The organism is Flavobacterium flavipallidum, from assembly GCF_038289905.1.
Classification (GTDB): Bacteria; Bacteroidota; Bacteroidia; order Flavobacteriales; family Flavobacteriaceae; genus Flavobacterium; species Flavobacterium flavipallidum.
Window position 1 is genome coordinate 1 of record NZ_JBBYHU010000023.1, and the last position, 18,716, is coordinate 18,716.

An 18,716-nucleotide genomic window follows, 5' to 3' on the forward strand; every position below is an offset into this window, starting at 1 on the left:
TTTTTAGCCGAAACTATATCTTGAAAAATCTCAAAAAGCAAAAATGACCGATAATGGATATCTAAAATCGGTCATTTTCTTTAATTTTTATTCAAAAGATAGATTACTTCTGAATGTGCCTAAATCACTTTGCGGTTAAACCTTTTTAAACTTTGCGTTTAAAACTAAAATATTAAAAATCAAATTTGTAATTAGCTCCTCCCATCACCTGAAAACCTTGCACTGGATAATTCAACCATTTTTGATAAGAGTTATTCGTTATGTTATTCAACTTCAAAAATATTGTTAATTGCGAATTATGTTTATAACCAACATGTGCGTTCAAATCTACATAACTACCTAATTTCACTGGAGAACCTACTGGATTCAAATCAATATTAGTTTGCATATCTTTTCTTTCCCCTACATAAAACAACTTAGCACCAGCGTACCATTTTGGGGTAATATTAAAATCGATTGACGAATTAATTTCAATTGCAGGCAAATTCCAGGCTTCCTGTTGTAAATCAGTTGTATAACTACTAAAAGTCCCGCCTATTCCAAAACTTACATTTTCTGAGAAATCTGCTTTCAAATCACCTGAAAAACGAAATGTTCTCACATCATCATAAACCACTTGAAATGAGTTCCCAAAAGCATAATTTTCATTTGTAGAAACTTCAGTATAATCATTAGCCTTAAATAAAGCTTTATTTCTCTCATTATTATAAGATCCGCGTAAATTATAGCTCACACTCGAAGCCAATTTACCTTTCAAACCAGCAAAAACCTCATACTGTTTATCTGTTGGCGCAATAGAAAGTGTAGGCGATAAAAACGGATTTTCTTTTACAAAATCGGCATAAGAATTTTGCTCTAAACTTCCTTCGGCTCCGGCATAAAAAATCATTAAATCTTCTACAACTGGGTAAGCAACACTCACATTTGGATAAATCAAGAACTTATTATCATTTCCTGTTTTATCCATACTGTAAAACAACGATGCTCCTAATTTTACATCCCAGCCATTTTCCTGAAAATTAATACTTGGAGCGATTCCTAAATTAGTAAATCCATACTTAATCTTTTCCGTGTTGGTATTTGTATAATTTTTATCAAAAGTTCCTCCTACATAATCCACGATAATATTAGTAGTCAAAAACTTTTCGGCAATATCAAACTGCAAAGCAGGTTTTATTAAAAAACGATTTTCTGACGACCCAAAACTATCTATAAAATGAGTAAATTTCATTGAAGCATCTTTAAAAGCACCTTCATTAAAAGCAATCTTAGCTCCCAAAGAAATACCATTATAAGAATGCTTAGAATCAATCCCTGCAATTAGATTATTTCTATCTGTTTGTGTCAAAGTACTTCCAAAATCCATTGGTAATCCATACCAATTGTACACTTGATTTTGATAACCCAAATCAACATTCCAAGACATTTTATCATTATTAGCACCATAAAATGCATCTAAGGCAGTATCATAAAACCAGTTATCCAATTTCACATTATTAATTCCGCCCTGAGAAGAAAAATGACGAAACATTCCACCTACATAATCATTATTCCCTAATTCCTGATTCACAAACAATTCGGCATTAAGTGCACCGTAATTTCCCGCAGCCAAAGTCAGGTAGTTGTTATAAAATTTTTCTTTTGCCTCTTTCTCAACTCCTTCTGCCTTCCCTTTTGCGGGTGTAAAAGTAGAAGCTACCGGAAAAGAAAAAATAGAATACTTAATCGTTTCTTTTTTTGCATTTCCTTCATCATCAAGAACCGGTGATTCCTGAATTTTTGACGCATCAGATATCGTTGGCGTATACGCTTTTACAACATTCACTTCTTCCGAACCTATGTTTTCTTTTTTCTTTTGGGCAAAAGAAAATTGCACTATAAATAGGAAAAGCGATACGATTATTTTTTTTGAAAAATTAAATTTCATATTTCTTGTTTTTTATTTGAGAAGAAAGAGAAAAGAATACAGAAAAAAGACCTGACAAAACATTAAAAGCGGTATTCCTTTATATTCTTTACTCTTGCTTCTTGTTTCTTGCTTCTTTTTATTTAACTGACGAATTAGTTTTAGCTTCTTCTGCTTTTATAGCATTCAATTCCGTTTGTGCTTCAGCGACCACATCCGGGAAATCAGAGAAATTCTGAATGACACTATCTAAAATATAAGTAGCCTGAAAACTGTCTTTTAAGCCATAAAAGTTTTTAGCCATAACCACCAAACCTTTTGCCCCGTAATAACGGTATGAAGCATAGGTTTTTGCTAATTTTTGAACAACAGTATTCGATGCTTCAAACTTATTTTCCTTATTTTTAAAATAAGCATCATAGTACAAAGCTTCAGCTGCTAATTCCCCTTTGGCAATTGGAAGTACTTTAGCATAAGCAGCTTTAGCCTTAGATTCGTCACCGTTTTTAATTGCTGAACGTGCAATAATTATTTGCGCATCACTCTTTACATTATCATCTGTTTTTGGATTAGCCAATACCTTTTCGGCATAAGCTTCTGCATTTACATAATCTTTCTTTTCATAATAACATTTCATCAAATTAGATTGTGCAAAAACTTTATTTTGGAACAAATCAGCTTCATTTTCTAATCGGGCTAATACCGGAATTGCTTTTTCTTTAGCACCGCTAACTAATAAAATTTGGCCTAAACGGGTTAAAGATTGTTCTGAAAACTCATTTCTAGGCTCATTAACCACATATTGATAGTACGGAATCGCATTGTCTTTTTGACCTTCACCATAATAGGCTTGCGCCAAATAATAATTAGCTTTCAAAGCGTGAATTCCGTTAGGGAAACTTGATATATAAGCTTTAAAACCAGAAATAGACTGAGCAATATTATTTTGCTCATATTGTTTCACAGCTGATTCGTAGCTATCATTATCCAAATCAGCATCGGTAACAGCAACAAAATCCAATGTACGAACCCAGGCAGCATATTCACCTACTTTTCCAATATCTACATAAATTAATCTGGCAGTAGCAACGGCTTCTAGAGCCTCTGGAGTCTTTGGATATTCGGCAGCTACTTTTTTGAATTTCACCAAAGCCTCGTTATTTCTATCCGAATTGTAATAAACTAATCCCTGACGTAAAATAGCTCTGGATGTAAAAGCACTATTCTTATACTCACTAATTAATCGGTCATAGGTTTTTAAAGCCAAATCCTGTTTGTTAGTTGCCACATAAGTATTAGCCATCTCAAACATAGCATCATCACGATAAGACGATTTAGGATATACTTGTATAAACGAATTCAAATCATCAATTTTTCTATCATTTTTCCCCACAAATCCATAGCAAAGGGCTTTTTGATAATAGGCATAATCAGCGTCAACGCCTTTTAATTCGATTACCTTATTGTAAGCATCCAAAGCTGGCCAATATTTTGAAGTCACAAAACGACAATCGGCTAAACGCAAATAAGCATCCATCAACCTTGTCTTATCATCTTTTACCTTATCAATATATTTTTGAAAAAAATCTCCGGCCGAATCATATTCTTTCAATTTAAAATAAGCATAAGCCACATTGTAATTACTGTTTTTATACTCAGGAGTTGCAGCAGCAGCTGTCATTCCTGTAAACTGTTTGAAACTCAACAAAGATTTATTGTAATCCTCCAAAACATATTCAGTCTCCCCTTTCCAGAAAGTAGCTCTGGCGGTAAATTGAGCGTCAATAGAATTGGCTAAAGATTTTTGAAACATCTGTAATGCTGCCGAATAACTTCTATCAGTATACAATTCTAAACCTCTGTAGAAAGTTACTTTTTGATAAGCTGGTTTATTTTCTGGCGATTTATTTTTTTCCAATAAAACCAATGCCTCTTTGTAATTTTTTGATGAAATATAGGAATCAATCAATAATTTCTCCACTACAGGACGATTGGGATTATTAGGATACTTATTGATAAAACCAAGTAAAACAGCTGGCACACTTTGATACGAATTTCCTAATTCATAACTCAACTTGGCATAATTCAAATAAGCATCTTCCTGAATGGCAGCATCAAATGACATTTCAGAAGCATTCTTGAAAGCATTCAAAGCCTGTTGTTTTTTATCTAATTTCAAATAACTTTCTCCTAAATGGTAATAAGCATTTTGCGCTACACCATCTTTTCCTCCGATGATTTTATTGAATTGAGCAATAGCATTTTCAAAATCATTTTGTTTATAATACGCATAACCTAATTGGTAATAATCGGTATTATTCCATTTCCCCCTTTTACCTTTATAAGCAACTAAATAAGGAATAGCTTCGTTGTATTTTTTTAAATTAAAATAGCTTTCGCCAATGATTTTATTCAGTTCTGATTTTTCAGCAGGAGTCGATTTTGCCATTGCTTTTTGTCCCTGCTCGATGGCTTTCTCAAAATTCCCCGACTTGAAACTCATATCAGCTTGATAATAGGATAATTTTTCGGCATATTTTTCATCCCCTGAAACTTGATCAAAATATTTATTAGCTTCCTGATAATTATCGCCTTCATAAGCCATAAAACCCAGATAATATTTGGCCTGAGGACCGTAAGTTTCCGAGTTTAGTACTTTATTGAAATATTTAGAAGCTTCTTTTTTATTATTGGAACTAAAAAGACTATACCCTTTTTGAAAATTAAAACGGTCTTTGTCTTTTGCGCTTAACTGACTTTCATCGGTTTTTTCAAACCAACGCAACGCTTCTTTATAATTTCCCTGATTGAAATAATAATGCGCCACTTCGGTATAAGCCTGATTACTTTTAGAACTTGTTGGATAAGTTTCTAAAAAAGATTCCATCAAAACATCCGCATTGGCGTGCCCCAAACGCACAGCACAACTGGCATCATAATAAGCACAATCTGATTTTACTTCCTCGTCTTTAGTCTCTTCTTTTACTTTTTCAAAAAGAAACTGAGCCGAAGCATACTGATTGTCTTTATATAACGAAACTGCTCTGTTATAATCTTTTAAACCATTAGTATATATAGATGATTTCTGTGCTAATAGCGTATTGGTTTTAGCAAAAACCAACAAAAAAAAGAGCCAGGAAAATTTGCGCATTTGTATTAAATTTTAATATTCAAATATATCATATTATAAGAGTCATAACGAGATGCTATTCCTTTTTATTATGAACAAAAATTTTAACAGCACACAAAAAACTACCAATTGATTATTGCTATTTCATAATTGATAATTACTTTTACACTCTAAACAAATGCAAATTTTATGTCTCAAGCCGTACTGTCATTAAAAAACGCAACCATATACCAAGGTGGTAAAGTAATTTTATCAAATGTAAACCTGGAAGTAAACCATGGTGAATTTCTATACATTATTGGAAAAACTGGTTCTGGAAAAAGTAGTTTAATGAAAACTCTTTATGCTGATTTACCTTTAACGGAAGGCACAGGACACATTGTTGACTTTGACTTAGAAACACTTAAAGAAAATGACATTCCGTTTTTAAGACGTAAAATTGGGATCGTATTCCAGGATTTCAAACTTTTACCAGATCGTTCTATTCAAGACAATATGCTTTTTGTACTGAAAGCAACTGGATGGACTGACAAGGAAGAAATGGAAAATAAAATTGCAGAAGTTTTAGACAAAGTAGGCATGAAAAACCATGCGCTTAAAATGCCTCATCAAATTTCCGGCGGTGAACAACAACGTGTTGCCATTGCTAGAGCTTTATTGAACGACCCGGAACTTATCCTAGCTGATGAACCTACAGGTAACCTTGATCCTCAAACAAGCGTTGAAGTTTTGGATGTTTTGAAAAAAATCAATGCCAACGGAAAAACAGTTATCATGGCTACTCACGATTATGCTATTTTGATGAAATTCCCATCAAAAACATTAAAATGTGAGGATTCTAAAATTTTTGAGGTAGTTCAAAGAACTGTTTAATTTATTCCAATACTAAAATTTAGAATCTCTTGAAACAAATTACGTCCATTCAAAATCCATTCATAAAATCTTTAGTATTATTACAGGAAAAAGCCAAAAACAGAAAACAAAGCGGTACTTTTTTAATTGAAGGTGTCCGTGAAATTTCATTAGCGGTAAAAGGCAATTACGAAATCCAAACCATATTATTTTATCCTGAAATTTGCAGCGAAACAGAAGCTAAAAAACTAGCTCCACGCGCCGATTTTATAGAAATCAACAAAGAAGTTTTCCAAAAGCTTAGCTACAGAGACACTACCGAAGGAGTTTTGGCTGTTGCCAAATCTAAATCCTTACAACTTTCTGATTTAAAACTTTCTGAAACACCACTGATTTTAGTAGCGGAAGCACCGGAAAAACCGGGAAATATTGGCGCTCTTTTACGAACTGCTGATGCCGCTAATCTTGATGCAGTAATTATTGCCAATCCAAAAAGTGATTTATACAACCCAAATATCGTGCGCTCCAGCGTAGGCTGTTTATTCACTAACCAAATTGCAACAGCAAGCACTTCAGAAATCATTACTTTTTTAAAAGAAAAAAACATCAATTTCTATTGTGCTACTTTGCAAAATTCTACCAGTTACCACACTCAGGATTATACCCAACCCACTGCCTTAGTCGTTGGTACAGAAGCGACCGGACTTACTCAGGAATGGCGTGATGCTGCTACTCAAAACATCATTATCCCGATGCAGGGAGAAATTGACAGCATGAACGTTTCGGTTGCTGCAGCCATACTAATTTTTGAAGCTAAAAGACAAAGAGGATTCTAAATCGCAGAAGGAAGATTTTAGATTTTAGAATGCAGCTGTTTTTAAATCTAAAATCAAAAGTCAGAAATCTAAAATCTACAATCCCAACTCTTGCATATATGCCAACTTATCGTTATTTTTAGAAAATGAACACTGCAATTATGACAGAAATAGATATCGAAAAAGAAAATAAAGCCATTGCCCAAGAATACAAAGAACTGCTTCGTATAAGTTACCAAACGTTAACAACTGATGATAAAAAACTTATCCGTAAAGCTTTTGATGTTGCAGTTGACGCCCATAAAGACCAAAGAAGAAAATCTGGAGAAGCCTATATTTTCCATCCTATAGCCGTAGCTAAAATTGTAGCATCTGAAATTGGTCTTGGAGCAACATCTATTGCTGCTGCCCTATTGCACGATGTAGTTGAAGACACCCCAACAACTGTCAAAGATATTGAACGCATGTTCAACCCTAAAGTAGCGCAACTAGTTGAAGGTTTGACTAAAATTTCTATTGTGCAAAAAGACATGAATGTGTCAATGCAAGCCGAGAACTTCCGTAAGATGTTGTTGACTTTGTACGATGATGTTCGTGTTATATTAATTAAAATTGCTGATCGATTACATAATATGCAAACCATGGAATCCATGGATGACCACAAACAGGTTAAAATCGCTTCAGAAACTTTGTATATTTATGCTCCTTTGGCTCATCGTTTGGGACTTTACAACATTAAAACAAAATTAGAAGACCTAGGTCTAAAATATACCGAACCTACAATTTACAATGAGATAGCCAGTAAAATAAAGGAAACCAAAGAACAACAAGACGCCTATATAAAAGATATTTCGGATATTTTAAAAGCTTCATTAGATGCTGAAGGATTAGACTACATCATAAAAGGAAGACCAAAATCTATCTACTCTATCCGTAGAAAGATGAAAACGCAAAACGTTACTTTTGACGAAGTCTACGATAAATTTGCACTCCGTATCATTTACAAATCTGAACCCCATGATGAAAAATTCCTGGCATGGAAAATCTATTCAATTGTTACAGATCATTACAGACCAAGTCCAAGTCGATTAAGAGATTGGATTTCTTCTCCTAAATCTACAGGGTATGAAGCCCTGCATATTACCGTAATGGGACCAAAAGGCCGTTGGGTTGAAATCCAGGTACGTAGTGAGCGTATGGATGAAATTGCCGAGAAAGGATATGCTGCACATTACAAATACAAAAACGGAGCTACTGAAGAAGGAGGCTTAGATGTTTGGCTAAATCTACTTAGAGAAGCATTAGAAAATCAAGAAACTAATGCAATTGACTTTGTAGAAGATTTCAAAATGAATTTGTATTCAAAAGAAATCTACATCTTTACCCCTAAAGGAGATATTAAATCACTACCTAAAGGAGCTACTTCACTAGATTTTGCTTTCAGTATTCACTCAGAAATAGGAATTAAGACCAGAGGAACGAGAGTTAACGGTAAATTAGTGCCTTTAAACTACGAATTAAAAAGTGGAGACCAAGTAGAAATTATCACTTCGCCAAATCAAAAACCTACCGCAAACTGGCTGGATTATGTTACGACTTCAAGAGCTAAAACAAAAATTAAAAATGTTCTTAATGAAAACACTAAGAAAATTGCCGAAGAAGGAAAAGAAATACTCAGTCGTAAATTAAAACATCTGAAAATTAATTTAAATGAATCCGTAACAAACGAATTAGTTAACTTTTTCCATCTTAAAACCAGTTTGGACTTGTTTTACAGAGTAGGACTTGGCACTATAGACAACCAGCAATTAAAAGATTTTGCCGCTCAAAAAAGTAACACTTTAATCAATTTCTTCAAAAACAAAATCAAACGTACCGGAGGAAATACTGCCGATACGGATATTCACAAACCAGTTGTCAACAACAATTATGATTTATTAGTTTTTGGCAAAGAACAGGACAAGTTAGATTACAAACTTTCGACTTGTTGTAACCCAATTCCGGGTGATCAGGTTTTTGGTTTCGTTACTATCAACGAAGGAATTAAAGTACATAAAAAAGATTGTCCTAATGCAATTTCTCTACAATCCAATTATGCTTACCGCATAATGCCTGCTAAATGGATTGACTCAACTCAGCAGGAATTTAAAGCGACCCTGAATATCACAGGTATGGATAGTATTGGATTAACGAATGAATTAACCAAAGTGATTTCGAACAATATGAATGTCAACATACAAAGTATCTCATTGAGCGGAGAAGCAGGACTTTTTAAAGGGCAATTAACTGTTGTTGTACAAAACATTACCATTTTGAAAAAACTAATTGAAAATATTAAGAAAATTGACGGAATTGATAGGGTAACCCGAGTTTACAAAAATTAATTAAGGCCTAATTCCTGATTCTTTTTTAGAAGCAAAATACTTTTTCAACAAAAAAGAACAAAAATTATTCTCTTATAAGCATTTAAACTTGAAAACTATTAAAATAAAAAATTATCTTTGCCGAATATGACACTCATTTCCACAAATAACAACAAAAATCAGGAAATTGTAAAAAACGTTTTTACGATGTATCTTGAGAAAAATGGCCATAGAAAAACGCCTGAACGCTACTCTATACTTCAGGAAATCTATGAAAGTGAAGAACATTTTGATATAGAAAACCTATATATCAAAATGAAAAATAAAAACTACCGTGTCAGTAGAGCCACTTTATACAATACCATAGAGTTACTATTAGACTGTGCTTTAGTTCGCAAACATCAGTTTGGACAAAATCAGGCACATTACGAAAAGTCCTATTTTGACAAACAACACGATCACCTTATTATGACTGATACTGGAGATGTAGTTGAATTTTGTGACCCAAGAATACAAACTATCAAAAAAACAATTGAAGAAATTTTTGATGTGGAAATCAGTAACCATTCTTTGTATTTTTATGGAACCAAGAAAAAACCAAAAACAGAAGAAAATCAAGAAGAGAATCAATAACACATTTAGTTAATAAAGGCGTTTTAAATTCGCCAAAACAAATTAAAGATTAAATAAATTAAAAATGACCGTAGATTTATTATTAGGATTACAATGGGGAGATGAAGGAAAAGGAAAAATTGTTGACGTTCTTACCTCAAATTATGATATCATTGCTCGTTTCCAAGGAGGACCAAATGCAGGACATACTTTAGAATTTGACGGAATTAAACACGTACTTAGAACCATTCCTTCTGGAATTTTCCATAAATCAGCGGTAAATGTTATTGGAAACGGTGTTGTAATTGATCCTGTTGTATTTCAAAAGGAAATCGAAGGATTAGCAAAATTTGACATCGATATCAAAAAGAAATTAATCATTTCAAGAAAAGCACACTTAATCTTACCAACACACCGTTTATTAGATGCTGCTTCTGAAGCTTCTAAAGGTAAAGCAAAAATCGGATCTACACTTAAAGGTATTGGCCCAACTTACATGGACAAAACAGGTAGAAACGGATTACGTGTTGGAGATATTGAATTAGAAGACTTCAAAGAAAGATACCGTTCCCTTGCTGACAAACACGAAGCAATGATTGCATTTTACGGTGTTGAATTACAATATAACTTACCTGAATTAGAAGCTGAATTTTTTGAAGCTATCGAAGAAATCAAAAAATTAGACTTTATTGATAGTGAAGAATACATGCACCAAGCTCAAAAAGCTGGTAAATCAATCTTGTGCGAAGGAGCTCAAGGCTCATTATTAGATGTTGATTTTGGAACCTATCCATTTGTAACTTCTTCTAACACTACAGCTGCTGGAGCTTGTACTGGTTTAGGAATTGCTCCTAACAAAATCAAAGAAGTTTACGGAATCTTCAAAGCTTACACAACACGTGTAGGTAGTGGACCTTTCCCAACTGAACTTTTCGACGAAGTAGGTGCTACAATGGCAAAAGTAGGTAACGAATTTGGATCAGTTACAGGAAGAGCAAGACGTTGCGGATGGTTAGACTTAGTTGCTTTAAAATATGCTGTTCAGGTTAATGGTGTAACGCAATTAATGATGATGAAAGGTGATGTTCTTTCTGGATTTGATACTTTAAAAGTATGTACTGAGTACAACTACAAAGGACAAAACATTTCTCACTTCCCTTATAATGTAGAAGAAGAAAATGTTTCTCCGGTTTACAAAGAATTCAAAGGATGGAAACAAGACTTAACTGGAATGACAACTTATGAAGAATTGCCGGTTGAATTAAAAGAATACATCGAATTCATTGAAAAAGAATTAGAAGTGCCTATCAAGATTGTTTCTGTTGGTCCAGATAGAAAACAAACTATAGCTAAATAACATTACAACGCTCTGATTTTTCAGAGCGTTTTTTTATCGGTAATATTTTCAAATTATAAGCCCAAATACAAAAAGCATATGAGTAATCCAGAAATAGAAATTAAAGAAACCCAATTACTTTCTGATAATTGGTACATTCTAAACAAAGTAACTTTTAATTATCAAAAAGAAGACAAAAGCTGGATTACCCAACAAAGAGAAGTCTATGACCGAGGAAACGGAGCAGCAATTTTGCTTTACAATAAAGAGAATAAAACAATCATTTTAACCCGTCAGTTTCGCTTACCTACTTATTTAAACGGAAACAAAAGCGGAATGATGATTGAAGTTTGTGCTGGTTTGTTAGATCAAGACGAACCGGAACAATGCATCATCAGAGAAACAGAAGAGGAAACCGGATACAGAATTTCTAAGGTAAAAAAAATAATGGAAACCTATATGTCTCCGGGAGCCATAACTGAAATTTTATATCTTTTTGTAGGCGAATATGACGCTTCTATGAAAGTGAGCGAAGGTGGCGGACTAGAACACGAACAGGAAAACATTCAGGTTTTAGAAATGCCTTTTGAACAAGCCTACAACATGATTGAAACCGGAGAATTAAAAGACGCCAAAACGATTATGTTGTTGCAGTATGGCAGAATTAATTTAGGATTATAATCATAGAAATTATCATTAGAATCAATAAAAAAGGGACTTTTGCAGTCCCTTTTTTATTCCATTTATTCATCATTCTCTAATACTTCAGTTAACACATTAGCTTCTGTACCGTTAGGAAAATCAACTTTTAATTTCTGCGTAATTGTTGGTGCAATTTGAGTAATTACTTTTTTCTCGAAAGACTCCCCTTTTTTAATTTTCCAACCAAAAAACAGCAACGGAACATGAGTATCATAATTAAAAGGTGTTCCATGTGAAGTTCCTTTACCTTCATGCTGAATATAGCCTGGTTTATCCAAAATTACTAAATCACCGTTTTGCTTAGGATCATAACCTTTACTGATAAAATTTAAAAAATAATCAGTAGAATTAGCTGAAAGAATAGCTTCATCTGTATATACTCTTTTTACCTGAGGCATGGTCATTAAAAAATCACTAAAAGTAGTTTTAACTTCAGCCAAAGTCAAACCTGAATCTTTGATTTTCTTTTTATCAAAAAACAAATTAAAATTGGAATAGTTTAAAACTAAATCTGTTCCAAAAGTTGTTTTAGAAAATTCCCTTAATTGATTTGAAAGTTTCTTATAATCTATCGCTTCTACAGCGTATTTATTATCTTTTAAGAAATTTACATTTTCGGCACCAGCATGATCAGCTGTTAAAAAAATCAGGTAATTCCCCTTACCTACTTTTGAATCTAAATAATTTAGAAAATCAGCTATAGTTTCATCTAATCTTAGGTAAGTGTCCTGAATTTCTCTCGAACGTGGCCCCATTAAATGCCCTATATAATCTGTAGAAGAAAAACTAAGTGCCAAAAAATCAGTTTCATTATCAGCGCCTAAATTTTCATTAGCAATAATTTCTTTAGCAAAATCAGCCAAAATATCATTTCCAAAAGGAGTTGTTTTAATAACTTTTGCTCCTTTTTCTGTATACATTGCCTTTAAATCATAAGGAAGAACAGCTTTTTTACTTCCATATAATAGTCCTTCGTATGGATTATCATCGGCTAAACTTTTATCATAAACCGATTCGGGTTTTAACAAAGACCATTTTTGATTTAAATAACTTTCGTATTTCTTTTTAGAATTGAAATCATTTACCCACTTTGGTAATTCCGTTCCATAAAACGTACTTGAAATAAAATTACCCGAATCACTCATCCAAAATGCCCAATTAGCAAAATGTCCCGCAGGAAGAATTGCTCCACGGTCTTTAACACTTACGCCTATTACTTTGCCTTTAAAATTAGTCCCCAAACGAAGTTCGTCAGTCATAGTTGTTGTCTCTAAATTAAGTGGAGACATTTTTCCTTCCTCTGCATCTCCATTACCCAAAATAGTAACCGTAGCATCATCTGTACAATATCTTGATTTTCCTGTAGACTTATCAAACCAAGTGTTACCCATAATTCCATGGATAGCAGGCGTGGTTCCGGTATAAATGGACGCATGCCCTGGCCCGGTATAAGTGGGCATATAATTATATTGAGTGTTATGATATACATAACCGTCGTTCATTAATCTACGAAAACCATTTGATGAAAAATCATCAGAAAACCGATAGAGGTATTCCATTTTCATTTGGTCGACGACGATACCTACAACTAATTTTGGTCTTTGCTGTGAATACGAATTAAAGATTGTTGCCAGTGCAAAAAGTGAAACTATTTTCTTCATGTTTTAAATTATGATATCTAACAAAAATACAAAATATCAACGCTTTTAAAGATTATTAAAAAGTTATCAAAAAAGTATTTTTCACAGTAAATCTAAGATTCTATTTTACAACTATTATTCAAATCAATCTAAAAACTTATTTTTGTAATATCATCATTATAAATGAGCATTTACTAAATCAAAAATGAAATACAGTTTCTCTTCTTTTTCGATAATTTCTATTAAAAATCTGTTTCTTACAATTTTATTAAACCTGATCACAATTATTTCTACGAATGCTGCTACAGGAAAATGGAAAAGTCTAACGGTTGGTTCTAACATTACTTTTAAAATAACTGAATCTACAAATCCAACAAAAGATTACAATGGAAATTATGTTACCGTCGTTTATTTAAAAAATCTATCTCTAAAAAAAATTGGTAGGATCAGTAATAAAAAAAACATACAATGGCTTCTATCACAGGGTTACCGCGTCATTGAATTGGATTATAAAAAAAATAAAAATGCCATTGGACTTAAAATAAATGAAGATATTATCAGCATCAATGATTCCATAGCTGCTGCTAACTTTTGCGGTTTAAAAAATTGTTCCCTCAATAAATCCTACATCCTTTTTGAAGGTTATAGAATTGCCCGCGATATTACTTATTTTATTGATAACCCTAAAATATACAACAGTCCCGAGCAATACACAATAGGCGATCCATTGCACATGGATATCATATATCCCTATAATCCAAAAAATAAAATCCCAACAATTTTATCATTTTCATATAGTAACAGCTATGCTTTTTTTGATAACAAAAAAGGAATGCTAACCGATGCATATAAAGACCAGAGACTCTTTCTACCCTATTCATTTGCCGGTTTTAATGATTCTTTTTTAGAAGGTGCAGCAGCGCAAGGAATGGCATGGGCTATTGCCGATCATCCAAAATATTGTCAATGGGGAAAGGGCAAAACACCCAATGGACCAAATGATTCTTTCAAATCATTTGAAACCAATCCAGATACTGCTCAGAAAGTGAAATCAGCCATAAGAACTTTAAGAGTTTTTGCTGAAGAAAATGGCCTTTCAGACAAAATAGGAATATTTGGTTTTTCCAGAGGTTCTACGGCTGGTTCCATGGCTATTGGTGACAAAAAAATCGAAGAAATAGAAAAGGCAGGATTTCATATTGGTGTTGCCGATGATGTTCAGGCTGCAGCATTGGGCCCTGGAGTTTTTGACTACACCTTAATTTACAATACAATCGATGATGGCGATAAGAATTTAGAACAAAGATGTCCTTGGGTTTGGGGAGCATTAGAGCATAACAGAAATTTATGGAACTCTATGGGTTCTTCCTATTTAGTAGAAAAAACCGCAGCTCCTACACTATTCTTCTATAATACGGACGACGATCCCTATTATGGCGACCAAATCAACAACTTCAAAATCAAATTAGATGCTTTAGAAGTTCCAACTGATACACTCATCAATTATGGAAAGGGACATGCAGTTCCGCAAACTGAAACTACATTAAATAGTCTTTATAGCTTCTTTAAAAACTATCTTTTCACACCAAAATTGAATAAATAATATTAAAATTTGACTTAAATTGGAGTAACTGTGGTACGCTTTTCCAAAAGCATTCTTTTTTCCTGAAAGATGGGATCACTTCAATTTAAATTTAGCTTTTCATCTTTTTTAATTCAAAAAACACAACAAATACCTTATTTTCAACACTTTAAAAACAAAACCAACCAATTTATATAAACTTCTATCCAAATTTTAAAATTCCTACTAAAGAAATAATAAACAATTTCTAAAGCAATTGTTAATTTTTATTTTTATTTATTCCAAATAACATTTTGTAAAACCAATTTGAGGTTATACATTTGCACCGTTATTTTAAATGAATCCAAATAAAATCGAGATGAAAAAAATTTTACTGCCTACAATAGCACTATTATTTTCAATACCAAACCAAGCTCAAGAAATTGCTTCAGCATTAAACCACAATAATTCGGAAATTATTTCAAATCCTTTTGACACCATTAAAAACAAAAAAGGGCAAATCCTAAAAGAGGTAACCATTACAGGTAACAAACCTCAAAAACCTGTTTCGGCAGCGCGTTCTGGTATTAAAATCATGGATTTACCACAAAGTGTTCAGGTTATTGACAACGAAATTATCACGCAACAACAAGCTATTCGTTTAAGTGAAGTAATTAAAAATGCCAATGGAGTTTATGTAGGTTCTGCTCGTGGAGGTGCTCAGGAATCTTTTTGGTCAAGAGGTTACGACATGTCTGCCAACAATATGTTTAAAAATGGATTCAGATATAATGCTGGTTCTATACCTGAAGTTTCTGGTTTAGAAAAAGTAGAATTTTTAAAAGGAGGTTCTGCCTTATTATTTGGAAATGTAGCTCCGGGAGGGATTTTAAATTTGGTTACTAAAACACCAAAATTTGAAAAAGGAGGTGAAATCTCGATGCAGGCAGGAAGTTATGATTTTTACAAACCTTCAGTAGATTTTTACGGTCCACTAAACAAATACATTGCTTATCGTTTCACAGGTTCTTATGAGAACTCAAAAAGTTTTAGAGATTATGTAAAAAACGATCGTATCTATTTCAACCCTTCGTTTTTATTCAAGATTAGCGAAAAAACTCAAATCATCGCACAAGGAGATTACCTAAGTGCCGACTGGACTCCGGATTTTGGTACTGGAATTATTGGGGAGACTGTTTTAAATATTCCTCGCAACAAATATTTTGGAGCACTTTGGTCAAATGGTAACACTAAATCTGCTAGTGCATCGATATTATTAAACCATGATTTTAATAAAGACTGGAAATTAGCTTTCAATTCATCTTTCCAATCATATAGAAGAACTCAAAAATCTACAGCTCAAATGAACGGTGTCACTTCTACCGGAAACTGGAAAAGAGGTTTGACACAAGCCGATGCCGCAGAAAGAATTTTTGGAGACCAATTGAGCTTACAAGGAACATTTAATACTGGGAGTATCAAACATCAAATATTTACTGGTGTTGATTATGAAAATTCTATAGCTCCAAGTTATACTTTTGCTTTTGCCCTAGCTGACTATGGTACAATTAACCTTTTTGATTATGACTATAGCACACAAAGTACAGAAATACCTTTCTCACAAGCGACACAATTAGCTACAACTAACACACAACGCTTTGGAGCTTATGCACAAGATTTAATTTCCATCAATGAATACATCAAAGTTTTAGGAGGTATTCGCTGGTCTTGGCAAGAAGCTGATGTTGACACAAAAGTTTTAGCAACTGATATAACAACTACTACAGCAAAAACTTTCAACAAAGCTTGGTCTCCTAAAGGAGGTATAGTAATTCAACCTAACAGAGATATGTCCATTTTCGCAAGTTATTCCAACTCATTTACACCAAATACTGGAACGACAGTTGACTTAAAAACATTAGATCCATCTATTATTGACCAATTTGAAGTAGGTATCAAAAAAGACTTTTGGAGAGGAATTTTAAGTACAAATGTGACTGTGTATCAAATAAACAATAATAATTTAGCTCAAACTGCTCAATATCAAGCTGACGGTGTTACACTAAACGTAAACAATAACTTAAAAGAATTAGTAGGTGCAACAAAAGGAAAAGGTGTCGAAGTTGATATCACTGCAAGACCTACAGAAGGTTTAAACATTATTGCCGGATATAGTTTTAATGAGACAAAGATCTCTAAATCTTCAGGGACAAGTGGAAGTTTAGTAGTTGGAGATATTCTTGCTAGAACACCAAGACATACTGCTAACTTAAGTTTCTTCTACAAATTACCTAGTGGCGTATTAAAAGGATTAAGTTTTGGAGCTATTGCTAGTTACATCGGAGACAGAACCGGAGGATGGAATGATCGCTATGTATGGACAGCAGTTCCTGATACTAATCCAAAAGAGTATACTGTTACAATTGAAGACAGAGACATCCCGTTAAAAGGATACACTACAATTGATGCTTCTGTTGGTTACGAGTGGAAGAAATTTTCCATCTTATGTAAATTATCGAACATCACTAACGAGTTGAACTATACTGTTCACGAAAACTATAGTGTGAATCCTATTGCTCCTCGTCAGGTAATGGCAAGCCTTAGATACAAATTATAAGAACCTTTCCGGTTTACTCTAAAAGCTCCTAATTGGGAGCTTTTTTGTTTTTAAAACTGTCGAAAAATAATTACTTTTAAGCTATCTCGAAATTAATTCATCCAACAATGAAAAAAATAACTAAAGAAGATATCAGTCAGGAAATATTTGACTTGTACGACGACTACGCCCACAACAAAATTGAGCGCAGACAATTTATCGAAAAACTTTCTGTTTTTGCTGTAGGCACATTAACCCTGCCTTCTTTACTAAGTTTCATAACTCCCGATTATGTTAACACAACACTCGTAGCAGCTGATGATCCAAGAATAGAATCCAATTATATCACTTATGATTCTCCAAAAGGTGGAGGAAAAATAAAAGCCTTGCTTTCTAAACCAAGTAAAAGCAACAAAAAACTTCCCGGAATAATTGTTGTTCACGAAAACCGTGGATTAAACCCCTATATAGAAGATGTAGGCCGACGACTGGCCGTAGATAGTTTTATCAGTTTAGCTCCAGATGCTTTAACTCCATTTGGCGGTTATCCCGGAAATGACGATGAAGGAAGAGAAATGCAAAAGAAAAGAGACCGCTACGAAATGCTCGAAGATTTTATCGCTGCTTATTATTATTTAAAAAATCATCCAGATTGTAATGGACACATTGGAGTGGTTGGATTTTGTTTTGGAGGTTGGATTGCTAATTTAATGGCGGTAAAAATTCCAACATTAAATGCTGCCGTTCCTTTTTAAGGTGGCCAACCCACCGCAGAAGAAGCCGAACATATCAAAACCCCACTATTATTACAATATGCAGGCTTAGACAGCAGAGTCAATGAAGGCTGGCCAGCATTTCAAGCTATTTTAAAGAAAAACAATGTTCCAAACACCGCATATATTTACCTTAATGTCAATCATGGTTTTCACAACAACACTACACCTCGATATGATGAAAAAGCCGCCACTTTAGCTTGGTCAAGAACAATTGAGTTTTTCAAAGAGAAATTAAAATAACAAACGCACTTTAAAAATAAGCAGCCATTATAACCGCAAATTCGCAAATTTTATAGAACAGTTATTCTTGAATAATTTGCGAATTTGCAGTAATTTTTTAATTCTCCCAATCTATAGGGATTAATGTACTAATTTGAAATAATAAACAGTATTAATTTAATTTCAAATCATTTAATAGTACCTTTGC

The 18,716-nt window shown here is 33.4% G+C and carries 11 protein-coding genes and 1 pseudogene; 9 read left to right on the forward strand and 3 right to left on the reverse strand.

Features of this window, described 5'->3' with window-relative positions:
* Nucleotides 1–172: 172 nt before the first annotated feature.
* Entirely contained in the window at nt 173–1,927 is a 1,755-nt protein-coding gene (locus AAEO59_RS11180; protein WP_341700827.1) for a porin family protein, read from the reverse strand.
* 118 nt (nt 1,928–2,045) lie between these two features.
* Nucleotides 2,046–5,057, reverse strand: coding sequence for a tetratricopeptide repeat protein (locus AAEO59_RS11185; protein ID WP_341700828.1), 3,012 nt, complete (start codon nt 5,055–5,057; stop codon nt 2,046–2,048).
* A gap of 168 nt (nt 5,058–5,225) precedes the next feature.
* Here AAEO59_RS11185 and AAEO59_RS11190 point away from each other — a divergent pair, with 168 nt between their 5' ends.
* From AAEO59_RS11190 to nudK, 6 genes are all read left to right on the forward strand, one after another.
* Nucleotides 5,226–5,909: a cell division ATP-binding protein FtsE gene (locus AAEO59_RS11190; RefSeq protein WP_341700829.1), complete on the forward strand. Its 684-nt coding sequence runs from the start codon at nt 5,226–5,228 to the stop codon at nt 5,907–5,909.
* A 29-nt stretch (nt 5,910–5,938) separates the two neighbouring features.
* Nucleotides 5,939–6,724, forward strand: a complete 786-nt coding sequence (locus AAEO59_RS11195) for a TrmH family RNA methyltransferase (RefSeq protein ID WP_341700830.1) — start codon at nt 5,939–5,941, stop codon at nt 6,722–6,724.
* Between the two features lie 140 nt (nt 6,725–6,864).
* The gene (locus AAEO59_RS11200; protein ID WP_341700884.1) at nt 6,865–9,087 is read left to right on the forward strand and encodes a RelA/SpoT family protein; all 2,223 of its coding nucleotides are present in this window, start codon (nt 6,865–6,867) and stop codon (nt 9,085–9,087) included.
* A 126-nt stretch (nt 9,088–9,213) separates the two neighbouring features.
* Nucleotides 9,214–9,699 carry a Fur family transcriptional regulator gene (locus AAEO59_RS11205; protein WP_341700831.1) on the forward strand — a complete coding sequence of 162 codons (486 nt, stop codon included), beginning with the start codon at nt 9,214–9,216 and terminating at the stop codon, nt 9,697–9,699.
* Between the two features lie 64 nt (nt 9,700–9,763).
* Nucleotides 9,764–11,035, forward strand: coding sequence for an adenylosuccinate synthase (locus AAEO59_RS11210; protein WP_341700832.1), 1,272 nt, complete (start codon nt 9,764–9,766; stop codon nt 11,033–11,035).
* A gap of 78 nt (nt 11,036–11,113) precedes the next feature.
* On the forward strand, nt 11,114–11,695 hold the full coding sequence (gene nudK / locus AAEO59_RS11215; RefSeq protein WP_341700833.1) for a GDP-mannose pyrophosphatase NudK: 582 nt from the start codon (nt 11,114–11,116) through the stop codon (nt 11,693–11,695).
* Nucleotides 11,696–11,757: 62 nt separating this feature from the next.
* Here the strand turns inward: nudK and pafA are convergent, their stop codons facing one another.
* Nucleotides 11,758–13,377 carry an alkaline phosphatase PafA gene (gene pafA / locus AAEO59_RS11220; RefSeq protein ID WP_341700834.1) on the reverse strand — a complete coding sequence of 540 codons (1,620 nt, stop codon included), beginning with the start codon at nt 13,375–13,377 and terminating at the stop codon, nt 11,758–11,760.
* Between the two features lie 184 nt (nt 13,378–13,561).
* Between pafA and AAEO59_RS11225 the strand changes: the two genes are divergently transcribed.
* From AAEO59_RS11225 to AAEO59_RS11235, 3 genes and pseudogenes are all read left to right on the forward strand, one after another.
* A complete protein-coding gene (locus AAEO59_RS11225) occupies nt 13,562–14,959 on the forward strand; it encodes an alpha/beta hydrolase family protein (protein ID WP_341700835.1) in 1,398 nt (465 codons plus the stop codon).
* Between the two features lie 337 nt (nt 14,960–15,296).
* Nucleotides 15,297–17,534, forward strand: coding sequence for a TonB-dependent siderophore receptor (locus AAEO59_RS11230; RefSeq protein WP_341700836.1), 2,238 nt, complete (start codon nt 15,297–15,299; stop codon nt 17,532–17,534).
* 107 nt (nt 17,535–17,641) lie between these two features.
* Nucleotides 17,642–18,529, forward strand: a pseudogene (locus AAEO59_RS11235) (dienelactone hydrolase family protein).
* The last annotated feature ends 187 nt before the right edge of the window (nt 18,530–18,716 follow it).

Excerpts from the sequence above, each read along its gene's own strand:
- AAEO59_RS11180 (WP_341700827.1), bottom strand. The coding sequence starts at position 1,927 with ATGAAATTTAATTTTTCAAAAAAAATAATCGTATCGCTTTTCCTATTT.
- AAEO59_RS11185 (WP_341700828.1), bottom strand. The coding sequence starts at position 5,057 with ATGCGCAAATTTTCCTGGCTCTTTTTTTTGTTGGTTTTTGCTAAAACC.
- AAEO59_RS11190 (WP_341700829.1), top strand. The coding sequence starts at position 5,226 with ATGTCTCAAGCCGTACTGTCATTAAAAAACGCAACCATATACCAAGGT.
- AAEO59_RS11200 (WP_341700884.1), top strand. The coding sequence starts at position 6,865 with ATGACAGAAATAGATATCGAAAAAGAAAATAAAGCCATTGCCCAAGAA.
- AAEO59_RS11205 (WP_341700831.1), top strand. The coding sequence starts at position 9,214 with ATGACACTCATTTCCACAAATAACAACAAAAATCAGGAAATTGTAAAA.
- AAEO59_RS11210 (WP_341700832.1), top strand. The coding sequence starts at position 9,764 with ATGACCGTAGATTTATTATTAGGATTACAATGGGGAGATGAAGGAAAA.
- nudK (WP_341700833.1), top strand. The coding sequence starts at position 11,114 with ATGAGTAATCCAGAAATAGAAATTAAAGAAACCCAATTACTTTCTGAT.
- pafA (WP_341700834.1), bottom strand. The coding sequence starts at position 13,377 with ATGAAGAAAATAGTTTCACTTTTTGCACTGGCAACAATCTTTAATTCG.
- AAEO59_RS11225 (WP_341700835.1), top strand. The coding sequence starts at position 13,562 with ATGAAATACAGTTTCTCTTCTTTTTCGATAATTTCTATTAAAAATCTG.
- AAEO59_RS11230 (WP_341700836.1), top strand. The coding sequence starts at position 15,297 with ATGAAAAAAATTTTACTGCCTACAATAGCACTATTATTTTCAATACCA.